Annotated in this window: 20 protein-coding genes and 2 pseudogenes; 7 read left to right on the forward strand and 15 right to left on the reverse strand. The window is 65.3% G+C overall.

Annotation, left to right across the window (positions count from 1 at the left end; genetic code table 11):
- Positions 1-397 precede the first annotated feature (397 nt).
- The 10 genes and pseudogenes from CLV77_RS07265 to CLV77_RS07305 form a co-directional block, all read right to left on the reverse strand.
- Positions 398-1,237, reverse strand: a complete 840-nt coding sequence (locus tag CLV77_RS07265; protein WP_076978604.1) for a LuxR family transcriptional regulator — start codon at positions 1,235-1,237, stop codon at positions 398-400.
- Positions 1,234-1,692 (reverse strand): type II 3-dehydroquinate dehydratase, encoded by a 459-nt coding sequence (aroQ, locus tag CLV77_RS07270; RefSeq protein WP_076978603.1) that lies wholly within the window; start codon positions 1,690-1,692, stop codon positions 1,234-1,236. Before aroQ ends, CLV77_RS07265 begins: the two co-directional genes overlap by 4 nt.
- Before the next feature lie 273 nt (positions 1,693-1,965).
- Positions 1,966-2,661, reverse strand: a complete 696-nt coding sequence (gene phoB, locus CLV77_RS07275; protein ID WP_076978602.1) for a phosphate regulon transcriptional regulator PhoB — start codon at positions 2,659-2,661, stop codon at positions 1,966-1,968.
- A 14-nt stretch (positions 2,662-2,675) separates the two neighbouring features.
- Positions 2,676-3,395 (reverse strand): phosphate signaling complex protein PhoU, encoded by a 720-nt coding sequence (gene phoU, locus CLV77_RS07280; protein ID WP_076978601.1) that lies wholly within the window; start codon positions 3,393-3,395, stop codon positions 2,676-2,678.
- Between the two features lie 12 nt (positions 3,396-3,407).
- A complete protein-coding gene (gene pstB, locus CLV77_RS07285) occupies positions 3,408-4,217 on the reverse strand; it encodes a phosphate ABC transporter ATP-binding protein PstB (protein ID WP_076978600.1) in 810 nt (269 codons plus the stop codon).
- A gap of 11 nt (positions 4,218-4,228) precedes the next feature.
- Positions 4,229-5,029 (reverse strand): annotated as a pseudogene (gene pstA, locus CLV77_RS16705) (phosphate ABC transporter permease PstA); the annotation flags it as partial.
- A gap of 528 nt (positions 5,030-5,557) precedes the next feature.
- Positions 5,558-6,079: pseudogene (locus CLV77_RS16850) on the reverse strand (DUF3333 domain-containing protein); the annotation flags it as partial.
- Complete coding sequence (gene pstC, locus CLV77_RS07295) at positions 6,072-7,448, reverse strand: phosphate ABC transporter permease subunit PstC (protein ID WP_076978599.1); 1,377 nt, start codon at positions 7,446-7,448, stop codon at positions 6,072-6,074. The pseudogene CLV77_RS16850 and the gene pstC, both read right to left, overlap by 8 nt.
- 127 nt (positions 7,449-7,575) lie before the next feature.
- Positions 7,576-8,562 carry a PstS family phosphate ABC transporter substrate-binding protein gene (locus CLV77_RS07300; RefSeq protein WP_076978598.1) on the reverse strand — a complete coding sequence of 329 codons (987 nt, stop codon included), beginning with the start codon at positions 8,560-8,562 and terminating at the stop codon, positions 7,576-7,578.
- A 171-nt stretch (positions 8,563-8,733) separates the two neighbouring features.
- Positions 8,734-9,807 (reverse strand): ATP-binding protein, encoded by a 1,074-nt coding sequence (locus CLV77_RS07305; protein WP_100053060.1) that lies wholly within the window; start codon positions 9,805-9,807, stop codon positions 8,734-8,736.
- Between the two features lie 148 nt (positions 9,808-9,955).
- On the opposite strand from CLV77_RS07305, the gene CLV77_RS07310 reads away from it, so the two are divergent.
- Positions 9,956-10,399: a hypothetical protein gene (locus CLV77_RS07310; protein WP_143815090.1), complete on the forward strand. Its 444-nt coding sequence runs from the start codon at positions 9,956-9,958 to the stop codon at positions 10,397-10,399.
- Positions 10,400-10,486: 87 nt separating this feature from the next.
- Here the strand turns inward: CLV77_RS07310 and CLV77_RS07315 are convergent, their stop codons facing one another.
- The 5 genes from CLV77_RS07315 to CLV77_RS07335 form a co-directional block, all read right to left on the reverse strand.
- The gene (locus tag CLV77_RS07315; RefSeq protein ID WP_076978595.1) at positions 10,487-11,695 is read right to left on the reverse strand and encodes a trans-sulfuration enzyme family protein; all 1,209 of its coding nucleotides are present in this window, start codon (positions 11,693-11,695) and stop codon (positions 10,487-10,489) included.
- The gene (locus CLV77_RS07320) at positions 11,692-12,225 is read right to left on the reverse strand and encodes a gamma carbonic anhydrase family protein (protein WP_076978594.1); all 534 of its coding nucleotides are present in this window, start codon (positions 12,223-12,225) and stop codon (positions 11,692-11,694) included. The genes CLV77_RS07315 and CLV77_RS07320 overlap by 4 nt, the downstream gene beginning before the upstream one ends.
- Positions 12,225-12,863, reverse strand: a complete 639-nt coding sequence (gmk, locus tag CLV77_RS07325; protein ID WP_076978593.1) for a guanylate kinase — start codon at positions 12,861-12,863, stop codon at positions 12,225-12,227. Before gmk ends, CLV77_RS07320 begins: the two co-directional genes overlap by 1 nt.
- A 2-nt stretch (positions 12,864-12,865) precedes the next feature.
- Positions 12,866-13,750, reverse strand: coding sequence for a YicC/YloC family endoribonuclease (locus CLV77_RS07330; protein ID WP_233128070.1), 885 nt, complete (start codon positions 13,748-13,750; stop codon positions 12,866-12,868).
- A 258-nt stretch (positions 13,751-14,008) separates the two neighbouring features.
- Entirely contained in the window at positions 14,009-15,379 is a 1,371-nt protein-coding gene (locus CLV77_RS07335) for a class II 3-deoxy-7-phosphoheptulonate synthase (protein ID WP_076978591.1), read from the reverse strand.
- A 146-nt stretch (positions 15,380-15,525) separates the two neighbouring features.
- On the opposite strand from CLV77_RS07335, the gene CLV77_RS07340 reads away from it, so the two are divergent.
- The 6 genes from CLV77_RS07340 (at position 15,526) to CLV77_RS07365 (ending at position 22,488) form a co-directional block, all read left to right on the forward strand.
- Entirely contained in the window at positions 15,526-16,554 is a 1,029-nt protein-coding gene (locus tag CLV77_RS07340; protein WP_076978590.1) for a GlxA family transcriptional regulator, read from the forward strand.
- 119 nt (positions 16,555-16,673) lie between these two features.
- Positions 16,674-18,236, forward strand: coding sequence for a glutamine-hydrolyzing GMP synthase (gene guaA, locus CLV77_RS07345; RefSeq protein WP_076978589.1), 1,563 nt, complete (start codon positions 16,674-16,676; stop codon positions 18,234-18,236).
- A gap of 143 nt (positions 18,237-18,379) precedes the next feature.
- Entirely contained in the window at positions 18,380-19,498 is a 1,119-nt protein-coding gene (locus CLV77_RS07350) for an OmpP1/FadL family transporter (protein WP_076978588.1), read from the forward strand.
- Between the two features lie 185 nt (positions 19,499-19,683).
- Positions 19,684-20,556 (forward strand): ATPase, encoded by an 873-nt coding sequence (locus CLV77_RS07355; protein ID WP_076980915.1) that lies wholly within the window; start codon positions 19,684-19,686, stop codon positions 20,554-20,556.
- Between the two features lie 65 nt (positions 20,557-20,621).
- Positions 20,622-21,539 (forward strand): homoserine O-acetyltransferase MetA, encoded by a 918-nt coding sequence (gene metA / locus CLV77_RS07360; RefSeq protein WP_076978587.1) that lies wholly within the window; start codon positions 20,622-20,624, stop codon positions 21,537-21,539.
- Positions 21,529-22,488: an alpha/beta fold hydrolase gene (locus CLV77_RS07365; protein WP_076978586.1), complete on the forward strand. Its 960-nt coding sequence runs from the start codon at positions 21,529-21,531 to the stop codon at positions 22,486-22,488. The genes metA and CLV77_RS07365 overlap by 11 nt, the downstream gene beginning before the upstream one ends.
- Positions 22,489-22,490: the final 2 nt, after the last annotated feature.

Genomic DNA, 22,490 nt, shown 5'->3' on the forward strand with positions numbered 1-22,490 from the left:
CGGACAAGATTCTCAAAATACAAAAGGGTGGCCGGATTCCAATCGGCCACCCTTTCATTTGTGCAGATCTCGCGGAAACCTCCCGTTCGTTCTGCGACCACCGACCGGACCGGAATTTTCCTGTCGGCAATTTATACCGGTCGAAACCGGGACGACTTGGACTTGCTGATTAAAATGAATTCAGACCCCCAGGTCGCCAGTCCCATGGCCTAAGCCATCACTCACGGAACGGTAAAGAGTGTCCCCTTTTCGGGGAGGAGGCAAAAGTCAGGGATTCCCTACCTCGAAAGGATAGGGCTGCCTATTCTTTCGTATAGTCGAATTGCAGGCCGCAAAATTATTGCGTGAAGCGATGCTAGACAGAAAGTTTCAGAGGGCAGGGGAGTTTCCCCCGAAATCAGCCCTCGGATCTTCCCCGATCGCTCTCGGTGAAACCATCGAACGGACCTGGATCCCGAATCTCCTCGCCCGGCTCAGCGGGACGGTGGGGTTGGCTGACGAAAATCTGGTTCATTATAGAGGCTTTGGCAACCGCCTGGGCTGTGGTTTCCACGTCCAGCGTTTCGCGCGCAAGGCGCAGGTGCTTCTCGACCGTGGCGACCTTCAGGCCGACGATCTGGGCAATGTCCTGCATGGTCTTGCCGTCGGCGACCCATTCCAACACCTCGATCTGCCGGGGTGTCAGCGGGCGCCGGTGACCCTGGTAGGGCATCTGGCTGACCTTGAGGTGCATGACCCGGTTCATCAGGACGATGTCGCGACCTTCGCGTTGCCAGACCTCGTCGATCTCGTCCTGGCTCAGACCGGGCCGCGCCGCGAGGCTGAGTGCCCCCACAGACCGGGTCGAGATGCCTTGAAAGCCCAGCGAATATCCCACGTTGGCGTCCCAGCGACGATTGAATTCCCAGACCTCAGCCTCGGCCTCGGTGAGCAGCCCCTTGGCAAACCGCTCCTCGATCGGGCCCCAGCTGATCTCACTACAACCTTCTGTCAGCTGGTGCAGCGCCGGGCCGCTCATGAAAAGCCGTTTGCCAAGATAATCGTCGAGATAGGCGCGCGGGTGGTTCGACAGGGTCAGGATGTCGTCGAGATCACCGTAGGATCTGCCTGAATAATACCGCGTAAACCCATAGAGAAGACGATCGAATCCGAACTCGGCCATCTTCGTGGTATGGATTTCCCAGATCTCCTCGAGGCTCTGGGCATCCAGCAGGCGGTGCAGGTGGTCGAATGTCATCCGCCCGGAGCCTTCCCATCTTCCTTGCCATGGGCGGCCAGCGCCCGCAGGCCCAGCTCATAGCCTTGGATGCCGAAGCCGGCGATCTGTCCGACGGCGACCGGCGCGATGTAGGACCGGTGCCGGTAGCTTTCCCGCGCATGGATGTTCGACAGGTGAACCTCGACCACGGGAACCTCGGCCGAACGGATCGCGTCCATCAGGGCGATCGACGTGTGTGTGTAGGCGCCGGCGTTGAGCAGGATGCCGTCATCCTTGCCACGGCAGGCGTGGATCTCGTCGATCAGGACGCCTTCGTGGTTCGACTGCGCAAAGCGGACCGTCAGGCCCAGATCCTTTGCGACCGAGCGGCACAGCGCTTCGACATCCGCGAGGGTGTGGGCGCCGTATACTTCGGGCTGCCGAGTGCCCAGGAGATTGAGGTTGGGTCCGTTGAGGATCAGGATCGATGACATCTTTGGTCTCCGCGCTGCGGCCGGCGGTCGGTCGCAAGGTTATTGAGGACGCGCAAGCGCATGCAGAAGCTTCCGTTTACCATAGATTGAGTATGGTTTCAGGGCTTTGCGGAAGGTTTCAGATGTTCTTTGGTCTTATGTGACATGGGGGCGCAACAGAACGTCGCGTTAATCCATTATTTACATAATACCAATTATACGTATTAGGTTTGCTTGCGTGGCACTCGCCCCTGCAAACCGCTTCACCCAAGTCCTGCGGGCTCTTACGGTCCCTCAGCCCAAGGCGTATCCGGCGCCGCGCACCGTGCGCAACGGATCCTCGCCGCCATGCTCACCCAGGGCCTTGCGCAGACGGCCGACATGCACGTCCACCGTGCGGCTGTCTACGTAGATGTCGCGCCCCCAGACACGGTCCAGCAACTGATCGCGGCTGAAGACGCGGCCTGGACGCTCCATGAAGGTGGCCAGCAGACGAAACTCGGTCGGGCCAAGCTTGATCGGTTTGTCGGCGCGGGTGACCTTGTGGGTTTCGGAATCCAGCACGATGTCCTGGAAGGTCAACCGCCCCCCTACCGAGGCCGGGCGCACCCGCCGCAGGCTGGCGCGCACCCGTGCCAGCAACTCGGCCACCGAAAAGGGTTTGACCACGTAATCATCGGCGCCGGTCTCAAGGCCGCGGACGCGGTCGGCCTCTTCGGACCGCGCCGACAGCATGATGATCGGCATGTTGGCCGTCGCCTCGCGGGTCTTCAGGCGGCGGCAGATCTCGATCCCCGACAGACCCGGCATCATCCAGTCCAGGACCAGAAGGTCGGGCGTTTCCTCGGCGATACGCTCCATCGCCTGGTCACCATCGGCGGCGGCGATCACGCGGTAGCCCTCGGCGGTCAGGTTGTAGACAAGGACCTCGCGCTGCGCGTCCTCGTCCTCGACCACCAGGATCAGCGGCTGGTCGGGGTTGGCACTCATGCTCGGTCCCCCGATCAGAGATCCCCGGTCAGCCGGTCATAGCTGGTGCGGTCGCCCTTGGAGCGATCCTCGTCCGGCAGCTCGCCGGTCACCATGAAGACCACCTGTTCGGCGATCGAGGTCACATGATCGCCCATGCGCTCGATGTTCTTGGCGATGAAATGCAGGTGCATACACGAGGTGATGTTGCGCGGATCCTCGATCATGTAGGTCACGAACTGGCGGAACAGCGCGGTGTACATCTGGTCGACGTCGGCGTCGCGCTGGCGGACATCCTCGGCCAAGGCGGCATCGCCCTGGATATAGGCATCAAGCACATCGCGCAGCATCTGCTCGACCGCCTTGGACATCCGGCGCAGGGCACCCCCTGCCCCTTCGATCTGCTCCATCTGGACCAGTGCGGAGGTGCGCTTGCCCATGTTTTTCGCATAGTCGCCAACACGTTCCAGGTTGGCGCTGATCTTGATGACCGACAGCACGAGGCGCAGGTCGCTGCCCATGGGCGCGCGCAGGGCAATGACGCGCACGGCCTCGGCGTTGATCTCTTCCTCCATAGCGTCGATCAGTTTGTCATTGCGGCGCACCTGGTCGGCAAGATCTTCGTCGCGGTTCTCGAGCGAGCGGGCGGCGTCCATGATCGCGGCCTCGACCAGCCCGCCCATCTTCATGATGAGTGCCTGAATGGTCTCGAGGTCGCGGTCGAAGGCAGAGGCGATATGGGCTTTGTCGGACATTGTGATCTCTCCTTAGCCGATCCGGCCGGTGATGTAGCTCTCGGTGCGGCTGTCGCGGGGATTGGTGAAGATGTCGCTGGTCAGGCCGTATTCCACAAGGTTTCCAAGGTGGAAGAAGGCGGTGCGCTGGCTGACGCGGGCGGCCTGCTGCATCGAGTGGGTCACGATCACCACCGAATAGCGCGCGCGAAGCTCGTCGATCAGCTCCTCGACCTGCGCGGTGGCGATGGGGTCCAGCGCCGAGCACGGCTCGTCCATCAGCAGGACCTCAGGCTCGGTCGCGACGGCGCGGGCAATGCACAGGCGCTGCTGCTGACCGCCCGAAAGCGAGGTGCCGGGCGCGTCCAGCCGGTCCTTGACCTCGTCCCAGATGGCGCCGCGGCGCAGGGATTTTTCGACGATTTCGTCCAGTTCCGCGCGGTTGCGGGCCAGACCGTGGATGCGCGGGCCATAGGCGATGTTGTCGTAGATCGACTTGGGGAACGGGTTGGGTTTCTGGAACACCATGCCCACCTTGGCCCGAAGCTGCACCGGGTCGATGGAGGGGTCGTAGATGTCCTGCCCGTCCAGCAGGATCTCGCCCTCGATCCGGGCGATGTCGATGGTGTCGTTCATCCGGTTGATGCAGCGCAGGAAGGTCGACTTGCCACAGCCCGACGGGCCGATGAACGCGGTCACCGTCTTGTCGAGGATGTCCACGTCCACGTCCTTGATGGCGTGGTTGTCGCCGTAATAGACCTGCACGTCGCGGGCCCTGATCTTGATGTCGTTGGAGTCCAAAGCCTTCTCCGTCTGTGCTGAGATCTGTCGCGGATCGTTCATCGCCCTGCCCCTTACCATCTACGCTCGAACCGGCGGCGCAGGAACACCGCCAGCGCATTCATCACCACCAGGAACGCCAGCAGCACGCAGATCGCCGCCGCGGTCCGCGCCTCGAAGGCGCGTTCGGGAAAATCCGACCAGCGGTAGACCTGAACCGGCAGCACAGTGGCGCTGTCGGTGATGCCGCCGGGCACGTCGACGATGAAGGCCACCATGCCGATCAGGATCAGCGGTGCCGTCTCGCCCAGGGCCTGGGCCATGCCGATGATCGTGCCGGTCAGGATGCCGGGCATCGCCAGGGGCAGCACATGGTGGAACGAGGTCTGCAACCTTGAGGCGCCAAGCCCCAGCGCCGCGTCGCGGATCGAGGGCGGCACCGCCCGGATCGAGGCGCGACTGGCGATGATCACCGTCGGCAGCGTCATCAGGGCCAGCACGATGCCGCCCGCCAGTGGCGCCGATCGCGGCACGCCGAAGACGCCCAGAAAGACCGCAAGGCCCAGCAGACCGAAGACGATCGAGGGCACGGCGGCGAGGTTGTTGATGTTGACCTCGATGAAGTCGGTCCAGCGGTTCCGCGGCGCGAATTCCTCAAGGTAGATCGCCGAGAGAACGCCGATGGGGAAGGCCAGCGCGAAGGTCACCAGCATGGTCCAGAAGGTGCCCACGGCCGCCCCCCAGATGCCGGCAAGCTCGGGCTCGCGCGAGTCCGAGGCGCTGAATAAGCGCCAGTTGAAGACCTGATCCACGGCGCCCTTCTCGCGCAGGTCCTCCAGCCAGACGATCTGGGCGTCCGAGACCTTGCGCGCCTCGGCCGCCACGGTCGAGCGCATGAGCTGCCAGTCCGCCACCTCAACCGGACCCGCGCCCGCGCCCTCCAGTTCGGTCAGCGGGGCCATGACGGCGCCGGTCGCGGCGCGGCTGGTCAGGGATTCGATCCGCACCCAGCCGCCGCCCAGCCGCACGAAAAGCGAGTCGTTGGCGTCGTTCAGCGCCTCGGCGGCATCGCCACCCTCGGCGCGGGTCTTCAGATCGGCAACCTCGGCCAGAAGCTTGTCGCGGTTGGCGGTGCGTTCGGCGGCAAGAGCCTGATTGCTTTCGCGGGTCTCGGCATCCTCGGCGGCCTCGGCCCGGCGGGTGAAAGCCTCGACGCCCGCCTGCTGGCGGTCGGCCTGTCGCTGAAGCCGGGCCGCGCGGTCCAGCAGGCTGGCGCGCACCTGTCCCAGCACCGAGGCGAAATCCTCCGCCGAGCTGGAGGTCAGCGTCGCCTCGTCATCGTCAAGGGTCACGGTCAGCGTGCCGCTTGTCTCCATCGGCTCAAGCGTGCCGTAGTCGCCCTTGAGGTAAAGGTCGGCCACGTCCGAGGCCAGAAAGCGGAATTCGATGGTCTGACCCAGCAGCGACGGGTTGGCGGTGACCATCTCGGCCAGCTCGAAACTGGCGCCACCGGACAACAGGTCGTAAAGCTCGCGCTTCTCGCTGCGACCCTTCACGGTGGGAAAGCGCACGCGCAGCGTGTCCTTGGTCAACCCGTTGAAATCGGACCGCAGGATCTGCTGCGGCGTGGGCTCGGGCTCTTTCAGGCCCAGTTCCTTGGCGTCCAGTGTCACCGGCAGGGTGACGTAATGTTCGGTCAGCGCACCGGAGGCCTTGCCGACGACCGACCACAACAGCGCCACCAGCGCCAGCGCCGCCAGCCCGATCGCCATCTGGCCATAGATCCGCAAGCGCGTCTCGGCCCGGCGGCGGCCACGCAGACGGCGGGCGGCCTCGGGGCCGCCGTGGATGTCGCTGCGCGGGGTCGCGGGGCGGTCGGTCGCTTGTTCGGGGGCTTGATCGGTCATCTGTCCAGCCTCAGTCATAAAGTTCACGGTAGCGGCGGACGATCCGCAGGGCGATGATATTCATCAGCAGCGTGATGCAGAACAGGGTGAAGCCCAGGGTAAAGGCCGGTCCTGCGGCGGTCGATGCCTCGGTGTCGCCGGTGATCAGCATCACGATCTGCACGGTCACGGTGGTCACGGCCTCCAGCGGGTTCAGGGTCAGGTTCGCCCCCTGCCCTGCGGCCATCACCACGATCATCGTCTCGCCCACGGCGCGGCTGACACCCAGCAGCACCGCCGAGACGATCCCCGGCAGCGCCGACGGCAGAACCACCTGGCGGATGGTTTCGGCCTTGGTGGCGCCCAGCCCGTAGGAGCCGTCGCGCAGGGATTGGGGAACCGCGTTGATGACGTCATCGCTGAGCGACGAGATGAAGGGGATGATCATGATCCCCATCACGACACCGGCCGCCAGCGCGCTTTCGGAGGCGACCGAGATGCCAAGCGCCTCGCCGGACTGGCGGATGAAGGGCGCCACGGTGATGGCGGCGAAGAAGCCGTAAACCACCGTCGGGATACCGGCCAGGATCTCGAGCATCGGCTTGACCACCGAGCGGGTTCGCGGAGAGGCGAAATCGGCCAGGTAGATCGCGGCCATCAGGCCGATGGGCACGGCCACGATCATCGCGATCAGGGTGATCAGGAAGGTGCCCGCAAAGAGCGGCACGGCCCCAACCTTGTCGGGATTCATCTGGCCGCTTTGAACGCCGGAAAGCGGGCTCCAGGTTGTGCCGAACAGGAATTTATCGATCCGCCAGCCGATGTTGGAGAAGAAGTTGGCCGTCTCGAAGATCAGCGACAGCACGATGCCCAGCGTCGTCAGAACGGCGATCGCGGCGGTCGCCCACAGGACGATGGTCACCATCCGCTCGGTGCGGTTGCGGGCGCGGAAGTCGCGGTCGCTGCGACGCCAGGCCAGCAGGCCGAAGGCCAGCGCGGCGGCCAGCGCCAGTGCGGCGGTGCCCCATTGGCGGGCAGTCTCTAGGGTGGCGTGACGCTCGGCCACGGCGCTGCGCAGCTCGCCGCTGCGCGAGGGCAGCGCGCCGTCGGCCACGGCCTTGGCATCCGACAGGACCAGCTGACGCTCGATCGCGCTGCTTTCCGGCAGGGCCTGACCAATCTGGTTCTGGAGCTGCATGTCGTTCCACAGGCCCCAGCCGATGCCAACCACCAGCAAAACCGCCGTGCCGGCCAGGAACGATCCCAGCGCGGCGTAGAAGCCGTGGTAGGAGGGGCGCGAGTGCAGGTCCGCAAGCCGCGGACCGGCGGCCGCCATGGCCCGACGTCTGAGAAGGAAATACCAGCCCGCCGACAATGCCAGAATGACGACGAATGTTGTGCCCAGCATCCTTTGCCCCTTCGTCTTCTCCCTGCGTCAACTGCAGGGCCTTCAATGTCGAACGACCGCCGGTAGTGCCGGCGGTCGGGTGCCGGCGCGGAACGTGATTCCGCGCCGGTTTATCCGTCTTCGCGAATTATTGCCACTCGTTCCCCGTCATGGGGGTCAGGTTGGCGACGTTGTCGGCGATTTCGTCATGCTTGTCCTCGGCCAGCGGGATCAGGCCCTTGTCGATCAGGTAGCCCTCTTCGCCCGAGGCGGCATCGCTGAGGAATTCGTTGGCGTATTCCTGCAGGCCCGGCACCACGCCCACATGCGCGTTCTTGATGTAGAAGTAGAGCGAGCGCGACACGGGGTATTCGCCGTCGGCGATGTTCTCGAAGGTCGGCTCGACCCCGTCGACCACGGCGCCCTGGATCTTGTCGGCGTTCTGGTCAAGGAACGAGAAGCCGAAGATGCCCAGTGCGTTGGGGTTGGCTTCCAGCTTCGAGACGATCAGGTTGTCGTTCTCGCCAGCCTCGACATAGACACCGTCCTCACGGACAGTGACGCCTTCGCACTCGACCTTGTCGGTGTCTTCGCAGCCCTCGTGCATGACCAGCTCTTCAAAGGCGTCGCGGGTGCCCGAGGACGGCGGCGGGCCCAGAACCTCGATCTTGATGGCGGGCAGCGAGGGGTCGATCTCGGACCAGTTGGTGGGCAGTGGGCCGTTGGCGGCCAGGGCTTCGACCAGCTGGGCGCGGGTCAGCTCGAACCGGGGGCCGTCCTTGGAGTTGGCAACGACGATACCGTCAAAGCCGACGACGGCCTCGGTAACCTCGGTCACACCATTGTCGGCGCAGAGTTTGAATTCCTTCTCCTTCATGCGGCGCGAGGCATTGGTGATGTCCGGATGCTCGGTGCCGACGCCCGAGCAGAACAGCTTGAGGCCGCCGCCCGAGCCGGTCGATTCGACGACCGGGGTGGCGAAATCGGTGGTCTTGCCGAATTGCTCGGCCACGGCGGTCGAAAACGGGAAGACGGTGGACGAACCGACAATGCGGATCTGATCACGTGCGGTGGCGGCGGTTGCGCTGACGGCCGCGAGGGCCAACGCGGTAGCGGTCAGTTTCACGAGGGTCATTCGGTCAAGCTCCAATTCAGGTTCCTCAGGACGCCCTGTCTCGAGCATCCATGACGCCCAGATAGGGCGCGTCCACAATGCTTTTGTGACACCAGCGTAACAGTTTCATGACAATCCGCCATTTCCGAGATTTTCCGCCCCGAAAGGCCGTTTTGGGTCGAAACCCGCCGATCATTCCATCGGCAGGATGACGGTGAAGCGGCTGCCCTGCCCCTTCTCGGACGTGATGCGAAGCCGTCCGCGATGGCGATTCACGATATGCTTGACGATGGCCAGGCCCAGACCCGTCCCCCCCATCTCGCGGGAGCGGTGGCTGTCGACCCGGTAAAAGCGTTCCGTCAGGCGCGGAAGATGCAGAGGGTCGATGCCCGGGCCACGGTCGGCCACCTCCATCACGGCCCCGGCCTGGCGCAGGACAGGTTCATGCGCGATCACGCCCAGGCGGATGGTGACCACATTCGCCCCTGAGTCCTTGTCGCCCCGGGCGCCGTATTTCACCCCGTTCTCGACCAGATTCTGCAGGACCTGCGTCAGCTGATCGGCATCGCCCCGCACGACAAGGCTGTCATGGCTCGTCTCAAGCTCCAGCCGCGCTCCGGCTTCCTCGGCCAATGGCAGGAGGCTGGCCATGGCCGAACGGCTCAGCGCCACAAGATCGATCCGGTCAAGCGGGCGCATCCTCTCCTCGGCCTCGACCCGGGACAGCGACAGCAGGTCCTCGACCAGGCGGTTCATCCGCCCCGCTTCGCGCGCCATGATCGCCAGGAACCGGTCCCGGGCCGCCGCGTCATCGCGCGCGGCGCCCTGCAACGTGTCGATGAAACCGGTGAGCGCAGTCAGCGGTGTGCGCAGCTCGTGGCTGACGTTGGCCACGAAATCGCGCCGGATCTGGCCGGCCGCCCGTTGCTGCGAGACATCCTCGAACGACAGAACCAGCGGCCGCGCCCGCGCCTGCCCGTCGGTCGCGCGCCCCTCGAACGGCGCCACGTGAACGCGGAAGGCCTGGTCCGAGCCGCCGGTCGAGCGCATGAGTGTCGCAAACTCCGGCTCCCCTCCCCGACCGACCCGGTCGATGGCCTCCAGCAAGGCGGGCTGACGAATGGCGGTTGCGTAATGGCGCCCCTCGACACCGGCTCCGAAAAGGGCCCGCGCCTCCTGATTCAAAAAGGCGATCCGCTCGTCGACTCCTATTGCAACTATCGGTTGCGGAAGTCCGTTTAATATTGATTGCGTCGTCTTATCAATCACTTGGATCCCTCGCCACGCCCAGTTCGGGGCATGTTAATCAATTGAGTCGTTACGTCACAATCTTTGTGGACTGGTCAAATATCTGCCGGATTGGTATTGCAGTAATGTGAGTTCCGGTTTTGCTTTTTTGTTTACGGGTTAGACAATGCGTGCAGCGAATTTGTCCTCGGCCATTCCGGCCGCCAGTTCGAACCTCCGTGGCTTGCCTCACCCCGAGACCATATTCCTTCTGGACGACTGCGGTGCAAGTGAATGGGCGGGGATGCGGGCCGGTTCGATCGCCGCGGACGTGCGGCTGATGAGTTTCCGCAGCCTGACCGTCAGCGCCCTGCGTGAACTGTCGCCCCGCACCATAGTCACCCCCGCGATCCGCAACGGTTTCGACGCGGTCGAAGTGGCACGGCGCCTTGAAGCGGCAAGATACGGCGGCGTTCTGGTGGTGGGGGTGGAGCCGCGGCTGGACAGCGAGGTGGTCGCCCGCGACGTGCGCGACAGCTGTCCGTCGGTCCGCTGCACCTTCTACACCTATCCGGCCGTTGGCGCCGAGGCGGTGTCGGGGATGTCGGCAAGGGGCGCGCTTCACGACTGAACCGGTCGGATCACGCGTTGGAAGGCCCGGTCCCAGCTCACGGACGGGCAGGAAGGGCGGCCGGGATGGGGCCGCTTTTTTCATTGCTCAGCCCGCGGCGGCCGCAACGGCGCGGCGCAGCTCCTCGCACAGCTGATCGGCCTCCTCGATCCCCACCGAAACGCGGAAGAACCCCTCGGAGATGCCAAGCGCCTCGCGTCGCTCCGCCGTCAGGGCCCGGTGGGAGGAGGATGGCGGATGCGACAGTGTCGTCGCCACGTCGCCCAGGGTCGGCGCGAAGGGCAGATCGGGCGCCGCCGCGACCAGCCGGTTGGCGGCGGCGCGACCGCCCTCGACCTCGAAGCTGACCATGTTGCCCCCCTGCCCGCCGAAAAGCGCCATGGCACGCTGATGATCGGGGTGGTCGGAGCGACCGGGGTAAAGCACCCGGCGCACGCCGGGCAGATCGGCCAGACAATCGGCCAGTTTCGCCGCGTTCTCGCACGCCCGGCGATAACGCAGCTCGAAAGTCAGAAGGCCCCGCTCTGCCAGCCAGCAATCGAAGGGGCTGGCGGTCAGGCCCAGGGTGACGGCGGTTTCTTCCATGGCGCGCATCAGCTCGGGGTCGCGGGCAGCGACATAGCCAAGCATCGCGTCCGAATGGCCTGAAAGCAGCTTGGTGATCGAGTGGATCACGATATCCGCGCCTGCGTCGAGCGCACGGTAGGCCAGCGGCGTCGTGAAGGTGTTATCGACCGCCAGCAGCACGCCGCGGCGACGGGCCAGTTCGGCGATCGCCTCAAGGTCGGGCACCCGCAGGGTCGGGTTCGAGACGGTCTCGACCAGGATCAGGCGGGTCTGGTCGGTCAGCGCCGCCTCGATCGCGCTGGCGTCGGTGGGGTCGGCCAGGGTCGCCTCGATCCCCAGACGCGGAAGCTGGTCCGACAGCATCCGCAGGGAACGGCCATAAAGCTGGTTGCCCGCAACCACATGGTCGCTGGCTTTCAGAAGCCCCATGAACATGGCCGTCACGGCCCCCATCCCCGAGCCGGTGACGATACCGCCCTCGACGCCTTCCATCATGTCGATGCGGCGCGCCAAGGCCTCGGCATTGGGGTGGCCTTCGCGGGAATAGGTGAAGCCCTTGGCGCGGCCCTCGTACTGATCGTCCAGCGCGTCGGGCGTGGCCGAGGCATAGACGACCGAGGGCATGATCGGGCTGCTGACGGCGCGGCTGCTGCTGGCCGGAAACGCCGTGCGGCGCAGGGCGTTCGCGGCGTCGCGGGTACTATTCGGGGTGTCGGATGCGCCGCTCATGCCGGCAGGACCTTCAGACCGTCGCGGAAACGCCGCATGTTGTTCTGGTAGGAGACGGCGGCCTGGCGCAGCACCTCCATGGTGGCCTCGTCGATCTGGCGGACGACCTTGCCGGGGGCGCCCAGCACCATCGAGCCGTCGGGGATCTCCTTGCCCTCGGTGACCAAAGCGCCCGCGCCGATCAGGCAATTGCGCCCCACCTTGGCACCGTTCATCACCATGGCGCCCATGCCGACAAGGGTCTCGTCGCCGATGGTGCAGCCATGCAGCGTCGCCTTGTGGCCAACGGTGCAGTTGCGCCCGATGGTCAGCGGGTAGCCCATGTCGGTGTGCAGCACGCAATGATCCTGGATGTTCGTCCCCTCGCCGACGACGATATCCTCGTTGTCGCCGCGCAGCGTGACGCCGAACCAGATCGAGGCGCCCGAGTGCACGATGATCCCGCCGATGACATTGGCATCGGGGGCGATCCAGTAATCGCCATCGCTGGGCAGCACGGGACAGCGGTCCCCCAGGGCATAGATCGTCATCACCTGTCTCCGAATTCTTTGTTCAGTTCGCGCACCAGATCCACCAGCCCCACCTGGCGGCTGCGGCGCAGACGCTCGGCCTGCAGGATCGCGCGCAGTTTCATCTCGGTCTCGTCGAGGTCGCGGTTGACCAGGACATAGTCATATTCGGCCCAGTGGCTGATCTCGTCGCGGCTTTTCTGCATGCGGGCGGCGATCACCTCATCGCTGTCCTGGTCGCGCGACCGCAGGCGGCGCTCAAGCTCGGCGATCGAGGGGGGCAGGATGAAGATCGACACCACATCCTCGGCCAGGGCCGAATTGCGGATCTGCTGACCGCCCTGCCAGTCGATGTCGAACAGCACGTCGCGCCCCTCGACGATCGCCTCTTCGACGGGACCCTGGGGCGAGCCGTAGAGATTGCCGAAAACCTCCGCATGTTCCAGCATGTCACCATCCTCGACCATGGCCAGGAAGGACTCGCGGCTGCGGAAATAATACTCGCGTCCGTCAAGCTCCCCGGGTCGGGGGGCGCGGGTCGTGGCCGAGACGGAGAAGACGATATCGGGGTCCCAGTTGCGCAGGCGGTTGGCCAGGGTGGATTTGCCGGCACCCGATGGTGACGACAGGATAAGCAACAAACCCCTGCGCGACCGCATGTTCACTCCACGTTTTGAACCTGTTCGCGCATCTGATCGATCACGGCCTTGAGGTCAAGTCCGGTCCGCGTCAGATCGGCCGATCCGGACTTGGAGCACAAGGTATTGGCCTCACGGTTGAATTCCTGCATCAGGAAATCCAGCTTGCGCCCGATTGGCCCCTCGGCGCGAAGCAACTCGCGCGCGGCGCCGACATGGGCTTCCAGGCGGTCGATCTCCTCGGTGATGTCGGCCTTGACGGCCAGCACGGCCAGCTCCTGGGCCAGCCGCCCCTCGTCGGCGAAATCGGCATTGTCGAGGATCAGGCGGATGTTCTGACGCAGACGCTCGGCGGCGCTGTTCTGCCGCTCGGCGGCAGCCTCCCGCGCCCGTGCCGTCAGCTCCCCGATCTCGTCTAGCTGGCGGGAGAGTACCAGCGACAGCGCGTCCCCCTCGGCCCGCCGCATCCCGACCAGGGATGCGAGTGCCGTGTCGAAGCTGCCGACAAGCCCGTCCAGGACGGCGGCGTCCGGCTCGGCCTCCATCCGGTCCTGGGACGCCAGCACGCCGCGAAAGCCAAGCAGCTCCAGCGCGCCTGTCGGCCCGAGTACGAAACCGCTGGCTTCGGCCCCGGCCTCGACCTCCTGGAGCGCCTTCAGGACAACGGCCAGACCTTCACGGTCGACCTCCAGGGGGGAACCTGTCTCGGCCCGCTGCACGCGCAGGCTGACCGAAAGGTTTCCACGGGACAGATTTTCATTGATGCGACCGCGCAGCTTGGGTTCAAGCCCGCTCAGCCATTCGGGCAGGCGCAGCCTCAGGTCCAGCCCGCGGGCGTTGACGCTGCGCAGGTCCCAGACCCAGGCGTGGCCCGCGGCCTCGCCAGTCTCGGTCGCGAACCCAGTCATTGACGTTACCATGACCAACCTTCCCGCCTGGCAACCGGAGGTTGATCCGGGCCCGGAAATTCACTTGCTACCCCCGGTTTTGATAGCAGAAGGTTGATAATCCGACAATCTTGGTATCCCAGGCCGGCGGCGGAGCGCCCGGACCGTGGCCGCGATGCACGAGGAAAGCGGGAATCGCGCACGAAAAAGGGCGGACACCGCGATGCCCGCCCCTTGTTTTCGCAAGGACGCCGGTCACTGGACCGGCCCGCCCGATCCTTACATCGATGCCGCCGCGATGGTTTCCTGGCGCGAGGACAGCTCCTCGGCCACCAGGAAGGCCAGTTCCAGCGCCTGGCTCGCGTTGAGGCGCGGGTCGCAGGCGGTGAAGTAGCGGTTCGACAGGTCCTCGTCGGTGACGGCACGGACACCGCCCGTGCACTCGGTCACGTCGCGGCCCGTCATCTCGAAATGCACGCCGCCGGGGTTGGTGCCCTCGGCGTTGTGGATGGCGAAGAATTCCTGAACCTCGCGCAAGACCGACTCGAAGGGCCGGGTCTTGTAGCCGGTCGAGGACTTGATCGTGTTGCCGTGCATCGGATCGCAGGACCAGACCACCTTGGCGCCTTCCTCGCGGACGGCGCGGATCAGGCGCGGCAGATGCTCGCCCACCTGACCGGCACCGAAACGGGCGATCAGGGTCAGGCGGCCAGCCTCGTTGGCCGGGTTCAGCTTCTTCATCAGCACCTTGAGGTCATCGGCCGTGGTCGAGGGGCCGCATTTCAGGCCGATCGGGTTCTGCACGCCGCGCGCGAATTCGACATGGGCGCCGTCGGGCTGACGGGTGCGGTCGCCGATCCAGATCATGTGGCCCGAGCCCGCCACCGGCAGGCCGGTGGTGGAATCCGTCCGGCAAAGCGCCTCTTCATATTCCAGCAGCAAGGCCTCGTGGCTGGTGTAGAAATCCACTGATTGCAGGGTATGGGCGTTGTCCTGGGTGACGCCTGCGGCCTTCATGAAGTCCAGCGTGTCCGAGATGCGGCTGGCCATGTCGCGGTATTTCTCGGCCTCTTCGCGGTCGGTGAAGCCCAGCGTCCAGGCGTGGACCTGATGCACGTCGGCATAGCCCCCGTGCGAGAAGGCGCGCAGCAGGTTCAGCGTGGCGGCGGCCTGGGTATAGGCCTGCAACATACGCTGGGGATCGGGCACGCGGTCGGCCTCGGTGAACTCGAACCCGTTGATGATGTCGCCGCGGTAGCTGGGAAGCTCGACGCCGTTGACGGTCTCGGTCGGGGCCGAGCGCGGCTTGGCGAACTGCCCGGCCATGCGGCCGACCTTCACGATCGGCATCTTGGCACCATAGGTCAGCACCATCGCCATCTGCAGCATCACCTTGAAGGTGTCGCGGATGTTGTCGGCGTTGAACTCGCTGAAGCTTTCGGCGCAATCGCCCCCCTGAAGCAGGAAGGCGCGGCCTTCCGAAACTTCGGCCAGGGATTTCTTGAGCTTGCGCGCCTCGCCGGCGAAGACCAGCGGAGGATATTTCGACAGCTGGCTCTCGACCGCCTGCAGGGCGGCTTCGTCAGTGTATTCCGGCATCTGGACGCGCGGTTTGTTGCGCCAGTCCGACTTGCTCCAGGCCCGTGTCATCGTCTCAGCTCCACATTGGCGTTTCGGCATCGAAGGGCTGATTTATAGAATCGCGAGGCCCCGAGGGCCAGTGGATAATCCGCGACCTATTGCGAAGGCGCGCCGCAATGTGCATCCGTGATGGAACGGCAGTGGAAGGCAGTGCGATGAAAGAACCGGTATCAACCCCAGCCGAGGCCCGTGCCGACGGCGCGCGCGCGACCCGGCCCCACCGCTTCGTCTTCGTTCTGCTGGACGGATTCACCCTGCTGTGCTTTGCCTGCGCGATCGAGGCGCTGCGCATCGCCAACCGCATGGCCGGGCGCCAGGTCTATCAGTGGATTCTGGTCGGCGAGGGTGGCACCCAGGTCACCTGTTCGGCCGGCACCTCCTTCGCGCTTGATGGCGATCTGGGCGAGCTGGAGCGTCACGATACCGCACTTCTGTGCGGCGGCCTCGACATCCAGGCGGCGACGACGCCCAAGCTTCTCAACTGGTTGCGGCGGGAATCGCGGCGCGGCACCACTATCGGCGGGCTCTGCACCGCCAGCTACTCGCTGGCCCGGGCCGGCCTGCTGGACGGCAAGCGTGCCACCATCCATTGGGAGAACCAGGACAGTTTCGAGGAAGAGTTCGAGGATGTCGAACTCACCAAGTCGGTCTTCGTCATCGATGGCAACCGCATCACCACCGCCGGCGGCACCGCCTCTGTCGACCTGATGCTTCAGATCATCGCCCGCGACCATGGGCCCGACCTTGCCAGCCACGTCGCCGATCAGCTTATCTACAGCGCCATCCGCACCGATCGTGACACTCAGCGCCTGTCGGTACCCACCCGCATCGGCGTCCGCCACCCCAAGCTGAGCCAGGTCATCCAGATCATGGAGCGCAACATCGAGGAGCCGATCAGCCCTGCCATTCTGGCCCGGGATGTGGGCATGTCGACGCGGCAGCTTGAGCGGCTGTTCCGCCGCTACCTTTCCCGCTCGCCCAAGCGCTACTACATGGAGCTCAGGCTTCAAAAGGCGCGCAACCTGCTGATGCAGACGGACATGAGCGTCATCAATGTGGCGCTGGCCTGCGGCTTTGCTTCGCCTTCGCATTTCTCGAAATGCTACCGGGCCCATTACGCGATCACCCCCTACCGCGAACGCGGCGCCCGCACCGGCGCGCCCCAGGGCGAGGGCGGCACCTGAGGCGCAGGCCCGGCCCCCTGCCCGCCCCCCATGCCCGCAACCAATTCGCGCGGCCTCTCACCGCGCCCGCGCGCAACCATCCTCTTGCGCGATCCGGGCGGCGGCCTTAACAGACCGCCATGACAGATCAGAACCACGACCGCCTTCTCATCATCGACTTCGGCTCTCAGGTCACGCAGCTCATCGCGCGCCGCCTGCGGGAGCTCAACGTCTATTGCGAGATCCACCCGTTCCAGAACGTGACCGATGACTTCCTCGAGGACTTCGCGCCCCGGGCTGTGATCCTGTCGGGCGGACCGGCCAGCGTGATCGACACCGACTCGCCCCGCCCCCCCGCGCGGGTGTTCGAGATGGGCGTGCCGGTCTTGGGCATCTGCTATGGTCAGCAGGTGATGATGCAGATGCTGGGCGGCGAGGTCCTGCGCGGCCATGGCACCGCCGAGTTCGGTCGCGCCTATGTCCAGCCCGAGGAAGATCGCATCGACCTTCTGACCGGCTGGTTCCTGGAGCAGCGCGAACAGGTCTGGATGAGCCACGGCGACCACGTCTCGCGGCTTGCGCCCGGCTTTGCCGTCTACGGCACCTCGCCCAACGCGCCCTTCGCGGTCACCGCCGATCTTAGCCGCAACTTCTTCGCGGTGCAGTTCCACCCCGAGGTGCACCACACCCCCAACGGTCGCAGCCTTTTCCAGAACTTCGTGCGTCTGGCCGGGTTCAAGGGCGACTGGACGATGGACGCCTACCGCGACGAGGCAATCCGCCAGATCCGCGAACAGGTGGGCGACGCCAAGGTGATCTGTGGTCTCTCGGGCGGGGTCGACAGCTCGGTCGCCGCCGTGCTGATCCACGAGGCCATCGGCGATCAGCTGACGTGCGTTTTCGTCGATCACGGCCTGCTGCGTCAGGGCGAAGCCGAAGAGGTCGTGACCATGTTCCGCGACCACTACAACATGCAGCTCATCCACGCCGACGAGCAGGAGCTGTTTCTGGGCGAATTGGACGGCGTCAGCGACCCCGAGACCAAGCGCAAGATCATCGGCCGTCTCTTCATCGACGTGTTCCAGAAACACGCCAACGAGGTCGGCGGCGCCAAATTCCTGGCCCAGGGCACGCTATACCCCGACGTGATCGAGTCGGTCTCGTTCTCGGGCGGCCCCTCGGTCACGATCAAAAGCCACCACAACGTCGGCGGCCTGCCCGAAAAGATGGGCCTGAAGCTGGTCGAACCCCTGCGCGAGTTGTTCAAGGACGAGGTCCGCGCGCTGGGCCGCGAGCTTGGCCTCCCCGACGCCTTCATCGGCCGCCACCCCTTCCCCGGACCGGGTCTGGCCATCCGCTGCCCCGGCGAGATCACCCGCGAGAAGCTGGCGATTCTGCGCAAGGCCGACGCGGTCTACATCGACCAGATTCGCCGCCACGGACTTTATGACGAGATCTGGCAGGCGTTCGTCGCGATCCTGCCGGTGCGCACCGTGGGCGTCATGGGCGACGGGCGGACCTATGACTTCGCCTGCGCCCTGCGGGCGGTGACCTCGGTCGACGGGATGACCGCCGACTACTACCCGTTCTCCCATGATTTCCTTGGCGAAACCGCCACGCGGATCATCAACGAGGTGCCGGGCATCAACCGCGTGACCTACGACATCACCTCGAAGCCTCCGGGAACCATCGAGTGGGAGTGATCTCCCGCGCGCCACACCCTGTTGCAGTTTTGTGTCATCCAGTAGGCCCGCGTCCTTGCTGACGCTCCGTCACCGCTTGCCGGAATTTTCGGATCATCGCTAGATTGACCTCAACGTCATGATCGTTTCAGGGAGGAAACGCGATGATCCGCAAGGGATACCTGTCAGCCGCCGCTTTGGCTGTCACTGCCACGGCCACGGGCGCAAATGCCGGCGCGCTTGACCGCAGCTACAACAACATCTCGCCCATCTTCGAGACCGGCAACTATGCCGAGCTGTCCTTTGCCCGGGTCAAGCCCAAGGCGTCGGGCACCGACACCACCGTCCCCCAGACCATCGAGGACGTGGCCGAGGACTTCGGCCTCTTCGGCGCGGCGGTGAAGTTCCAATACGCCCCGAACCTCTCGATGACCTTTATCGTGGACCAGCCCTACGGCTCGGATATCCGCTATTCCGGCAACCCGGCCGGCTCGGCCTTCGGTGGCACCACGGTCAAGGCCGACAGCAGCGCCGTCAGCGCCATCGGCCGCTACCACATGAACGAGCGTGTCAGCTTCCACGCCGGCCTGCGTTACCAGAGCATCGAGGGCAACGTCGGCCTGTCGGGCCTGGCCTATGGCGGCCTCAGCGGCTACGCGGTCAACCTGGGCGAGGACCGTTCCACCGGTTTCCTGGTGGGTGCGGCCTACGAGATCCCCGAGATCGCGATGCGCGCCTCGCTGACCTACCACTCGAAGGTCACCCACGACCTGACGGCGACGGAATCGGTCAACGGCGCGGTGGTCAATACCGGCACTACCCGGCTTGAGACCCCCGAGGCGATCAACCTCGAAGTCCAGAGCGGCGTTGCGCCGGGCACCCTGGTCTTCGGCTCGATCCGCCATGCCAACTGGTCGGACGTCAAGCTGTCGCCGGCCTTCTTCAACGCCAATACCGGCGGCGCCAGCCTCATCAACCTGCCCGACGTCACCACCTACACAATCGGCGTCGGCCGCAAGATCACCGACGTCCTGTCGGGCTCGGTCTCGCTGGGCTATGAGCCGGGCGAGAAAAGCGACCTGGTCTCGCCGCTCACCCCGGCCAACGGCCGCCACTGGCTGAGCGTCGGCCTGAAATACGAGCTGGACAAGGTCACCCTGTCGGGCGGCGTGCGCTACACCAAGCTGGGCGATGCACAGCCCCAGACCCAGAACACCTCGCGCGCGACCTTCACCGACAACGACATCGTCTCGATCGGCATCAAGGTGGGCTACCACTTCTAAAGGCCTGCCGAGGCAGCGATACCAGGGGCCCGCCGGCAATGGCGGGCCCTTTTTCATGTGGCATTCCCACCCCGCGCGATACCTGCCCGCCCTCATAACCGGGCTTTGCAATTGAAGCCCACGCGCCTTCCCTGCTAGTCACAGCCTGATCCGCCACGGACAGGAACCAGGGACAGCAGATGGACATGCTTTACGCCGACCGGCAGCAATGGGAAGACGCCAGCGCCCGACGGGTGCTGCTGTTCGGCATGTCCGGGCTGGGCAAGACCCACATCTCGTCGATGCTGCGGGACGACGCGAGCTGGTTCCATTTCTCGGTCGATTACCGGATCGGCACCCGCTACATGGGCGAGCATATCGTCGACAACTTCAAGCGCGAGGCGATGAAGACGCCCTTTCTGGCCGAGCTTCTGCGCAGCGATTCCATCTACATCGGCTCGAACATCACCTTCGATAACCTGTCGCCGCTGTCGACCTACCTCGGCAAGCCCGGCGACCCCGAGCGTGGCGGCCTGCCGATCGAGGAATATCGCCGCCGCCAGGCCCAGCACCGGGTCGGCGAGATCGCCGCGCTGATGGACACGCCCCATTTCATCGCCCGCGCGTCCGAGATCTACGGCTACGAGAATTTCGTCTGCGACACGGGCGGATCCATCTGCGAGGTGGTGGATCCCGACGATCCCGAGGATCCGGTCCTGACGACCCTGTCGCGCAACCTGCTGCTGGTCTGGATCCGAGGCAGTGACGATCATGTGGACGAGCTTGAGCGCAGGTTCAGAAAGTCCCCCAAGCCCATGTATTACCGTCCGGATTTCCGCGACAAGCTGTGGGACGACTACCTGCGGGAGAACGCCGTAACCCCCGATCAGGTGGATCCCGACGCCTTCGTGCGCTGGGCCTATCGCCAGGCCATGGACCATCGCCAGCCGATCTATGACGCCATGGCGCGCAAGTGGGGCGTGACGGTCGATGCGACCGACGTGGCCCGCGTCCGCGACGAGGCCGATTTCAACGCCCTGATCGGCGAGGCCCTTGGCAGGCGCGCCGCGGAGCAATAACTCAGGACCCGCCCCTCTGACCCCGGCGGCCTGCCCCCACGGATCTTCAGAAAGAGAACCTACCGATGCCCATCACCCTGCCCGAGAACCTGCCCGCCTTCGACGTCCTGTCGAACGAGGGCGTGATGGTGATGTCGGACACCGATGCGGCGCGGCAGGATATCCGGCCGCTCCATATCGGGCTGCTGAACCTGATGCCCAAGAAGATCCAGACCGAGAACCAGTTCGCGCGGCTGATCGGTGCCACCCCCCTGCAGATCGAACTGAGCCTGATCCGCATGTCCGAGCATCAGGCGCGCAACACCGCCCCCGCCCACATGGAGGAGTTCTATCGCCCCTTCCAGGAGGTGGTGGACCAGAAGTTCGACGGGCTCATCATCACCGGCGCCCCGATCGAACATCTGCCCTTCGAGGAGGTGACCTACTGGGACGAGCTGCGCCAGGTTATGGACTGGACCCGGACCAACGTGCACTCGACCTTCGGCGTCTGCTGGGGCGGGATGGCGCTGATCCATCACTTCCACGGGGTCGGAAAGCACATGCTGGACGCCAAGGCCTTCGGCTGTTTCCGGCACCGGAACCTGGCGCCCTCCTCGCCCTATCTGCGGGGCTTCTCCGATGACCTGGTGGTGCCGGTCAGCCGCTGGACCGAGATGCGCCAGCAGGAGATCGACGCCCGCCCCGGTCTGACGACGCTGCTCGGCTCGGACGAGGTCGGCCCCTGCCTGGTCGAGGATCCGGCCAACCGCGCCCTCTACATCTTCAACCATCTCGAATACGACAGCGGCACCCTGAAAGAGGAATACGACCGCGACGTGGCCGAGGGCCGGGCGATCAACGTGCCCTGCAACTACTACCCCGATGACGATCCCTCGATGGCGCCGCAAAATCGCTGGAGAAGTCACGCGCACCTTCTATATGGCAACTGGATCAACCAGATCTATCAATCCACGCCATTCGACCGGAACGCCATTGGGTCTTAAGCTCCTTCTTCTTCTGCTGAGCGCCGCGCTGCTTGCCGGCTGCTCGGCCCTTGTCGATCGCCGCGCCGCCGAGCGCGAGGCCGAGGCCGAGCGCGCCTTCCCGCCCCTGGGCCAGATGGTCGAGGTCGAGGATCTGCGCCTGCACGCCGTGGTGCGGGGCAAGGGCCCCGACGTCGTGCTGATCCACGGGCTTTCGGGCAACCTGCGCGATTTCACCTTCTCGATGGTCGACCGGCTGGCCGAACGCTACCGGGTGATCGCCTTTGATCGGCCCGGTCTTGGCTACAGCGACCCGCTTCCGGCAGAGGCCAACGGCCTGACCGACCAGGCCCGCGTCCTGTCCAAGGCCGCCGCCGCCCTCGGGGCCAAGCGGCCCCTGGTGCTGGGCCAAAGCTATGGCGGGGCCGTCGCCCTGGCCTGGGCCGCGACCCGGCCTGACAGTTATTCGGGCCTCGTCCTGGTCTCGGCCGTGTCGCAGACCTGGCCCGACGGGCTGCCCCTTTTCTACCGGGTGACATCCAGCCGCCTCGGCAGCCAATTTGCCGTGCCGCTCATTAGCGCCTTCGTCAGCGAGGCCACGGTCAACGCCGCCGTCGCCGAGGTGTTCGAACCCCAAGTCGCCCCGCCCGGTTACGCCGCCCATATCGGGGCCGGCCTGACCCTGCGGCGCCAGACCATGCGCGCCAACGCCGACCAGCGGGCCGACCTGAAGCCCGAGGTCGAGGCGCTGCGCCGCCTTTACCCCGGCATCCGTCGCCCGGTCGAGATCATCCACGGCACCGCCGATCCCATCGTGCCCCACGACGTCCATGCGATCCCCCTGTCACAGCAGATCCCCGGCGCCGCCCTCACCCTGTTGCCGGGCATCGGGCACATGCCCCATCAGGTCGCCCAGGACGCGGTGATCGAGGCGCTGGACCGGGCCGCGCGACGCGCATTGCCGCGCTGAGG

This window comes from Brevirhabdus pacifica (assembly GCF_002797755.1).
Classification (GTDB): Bacteria; Pseudomonadota; Alphaproteobacteria; order Rhodobacterales; family Rhodobacteraceae; genus Brevirhabdus; species Brevirhabdus pacifica.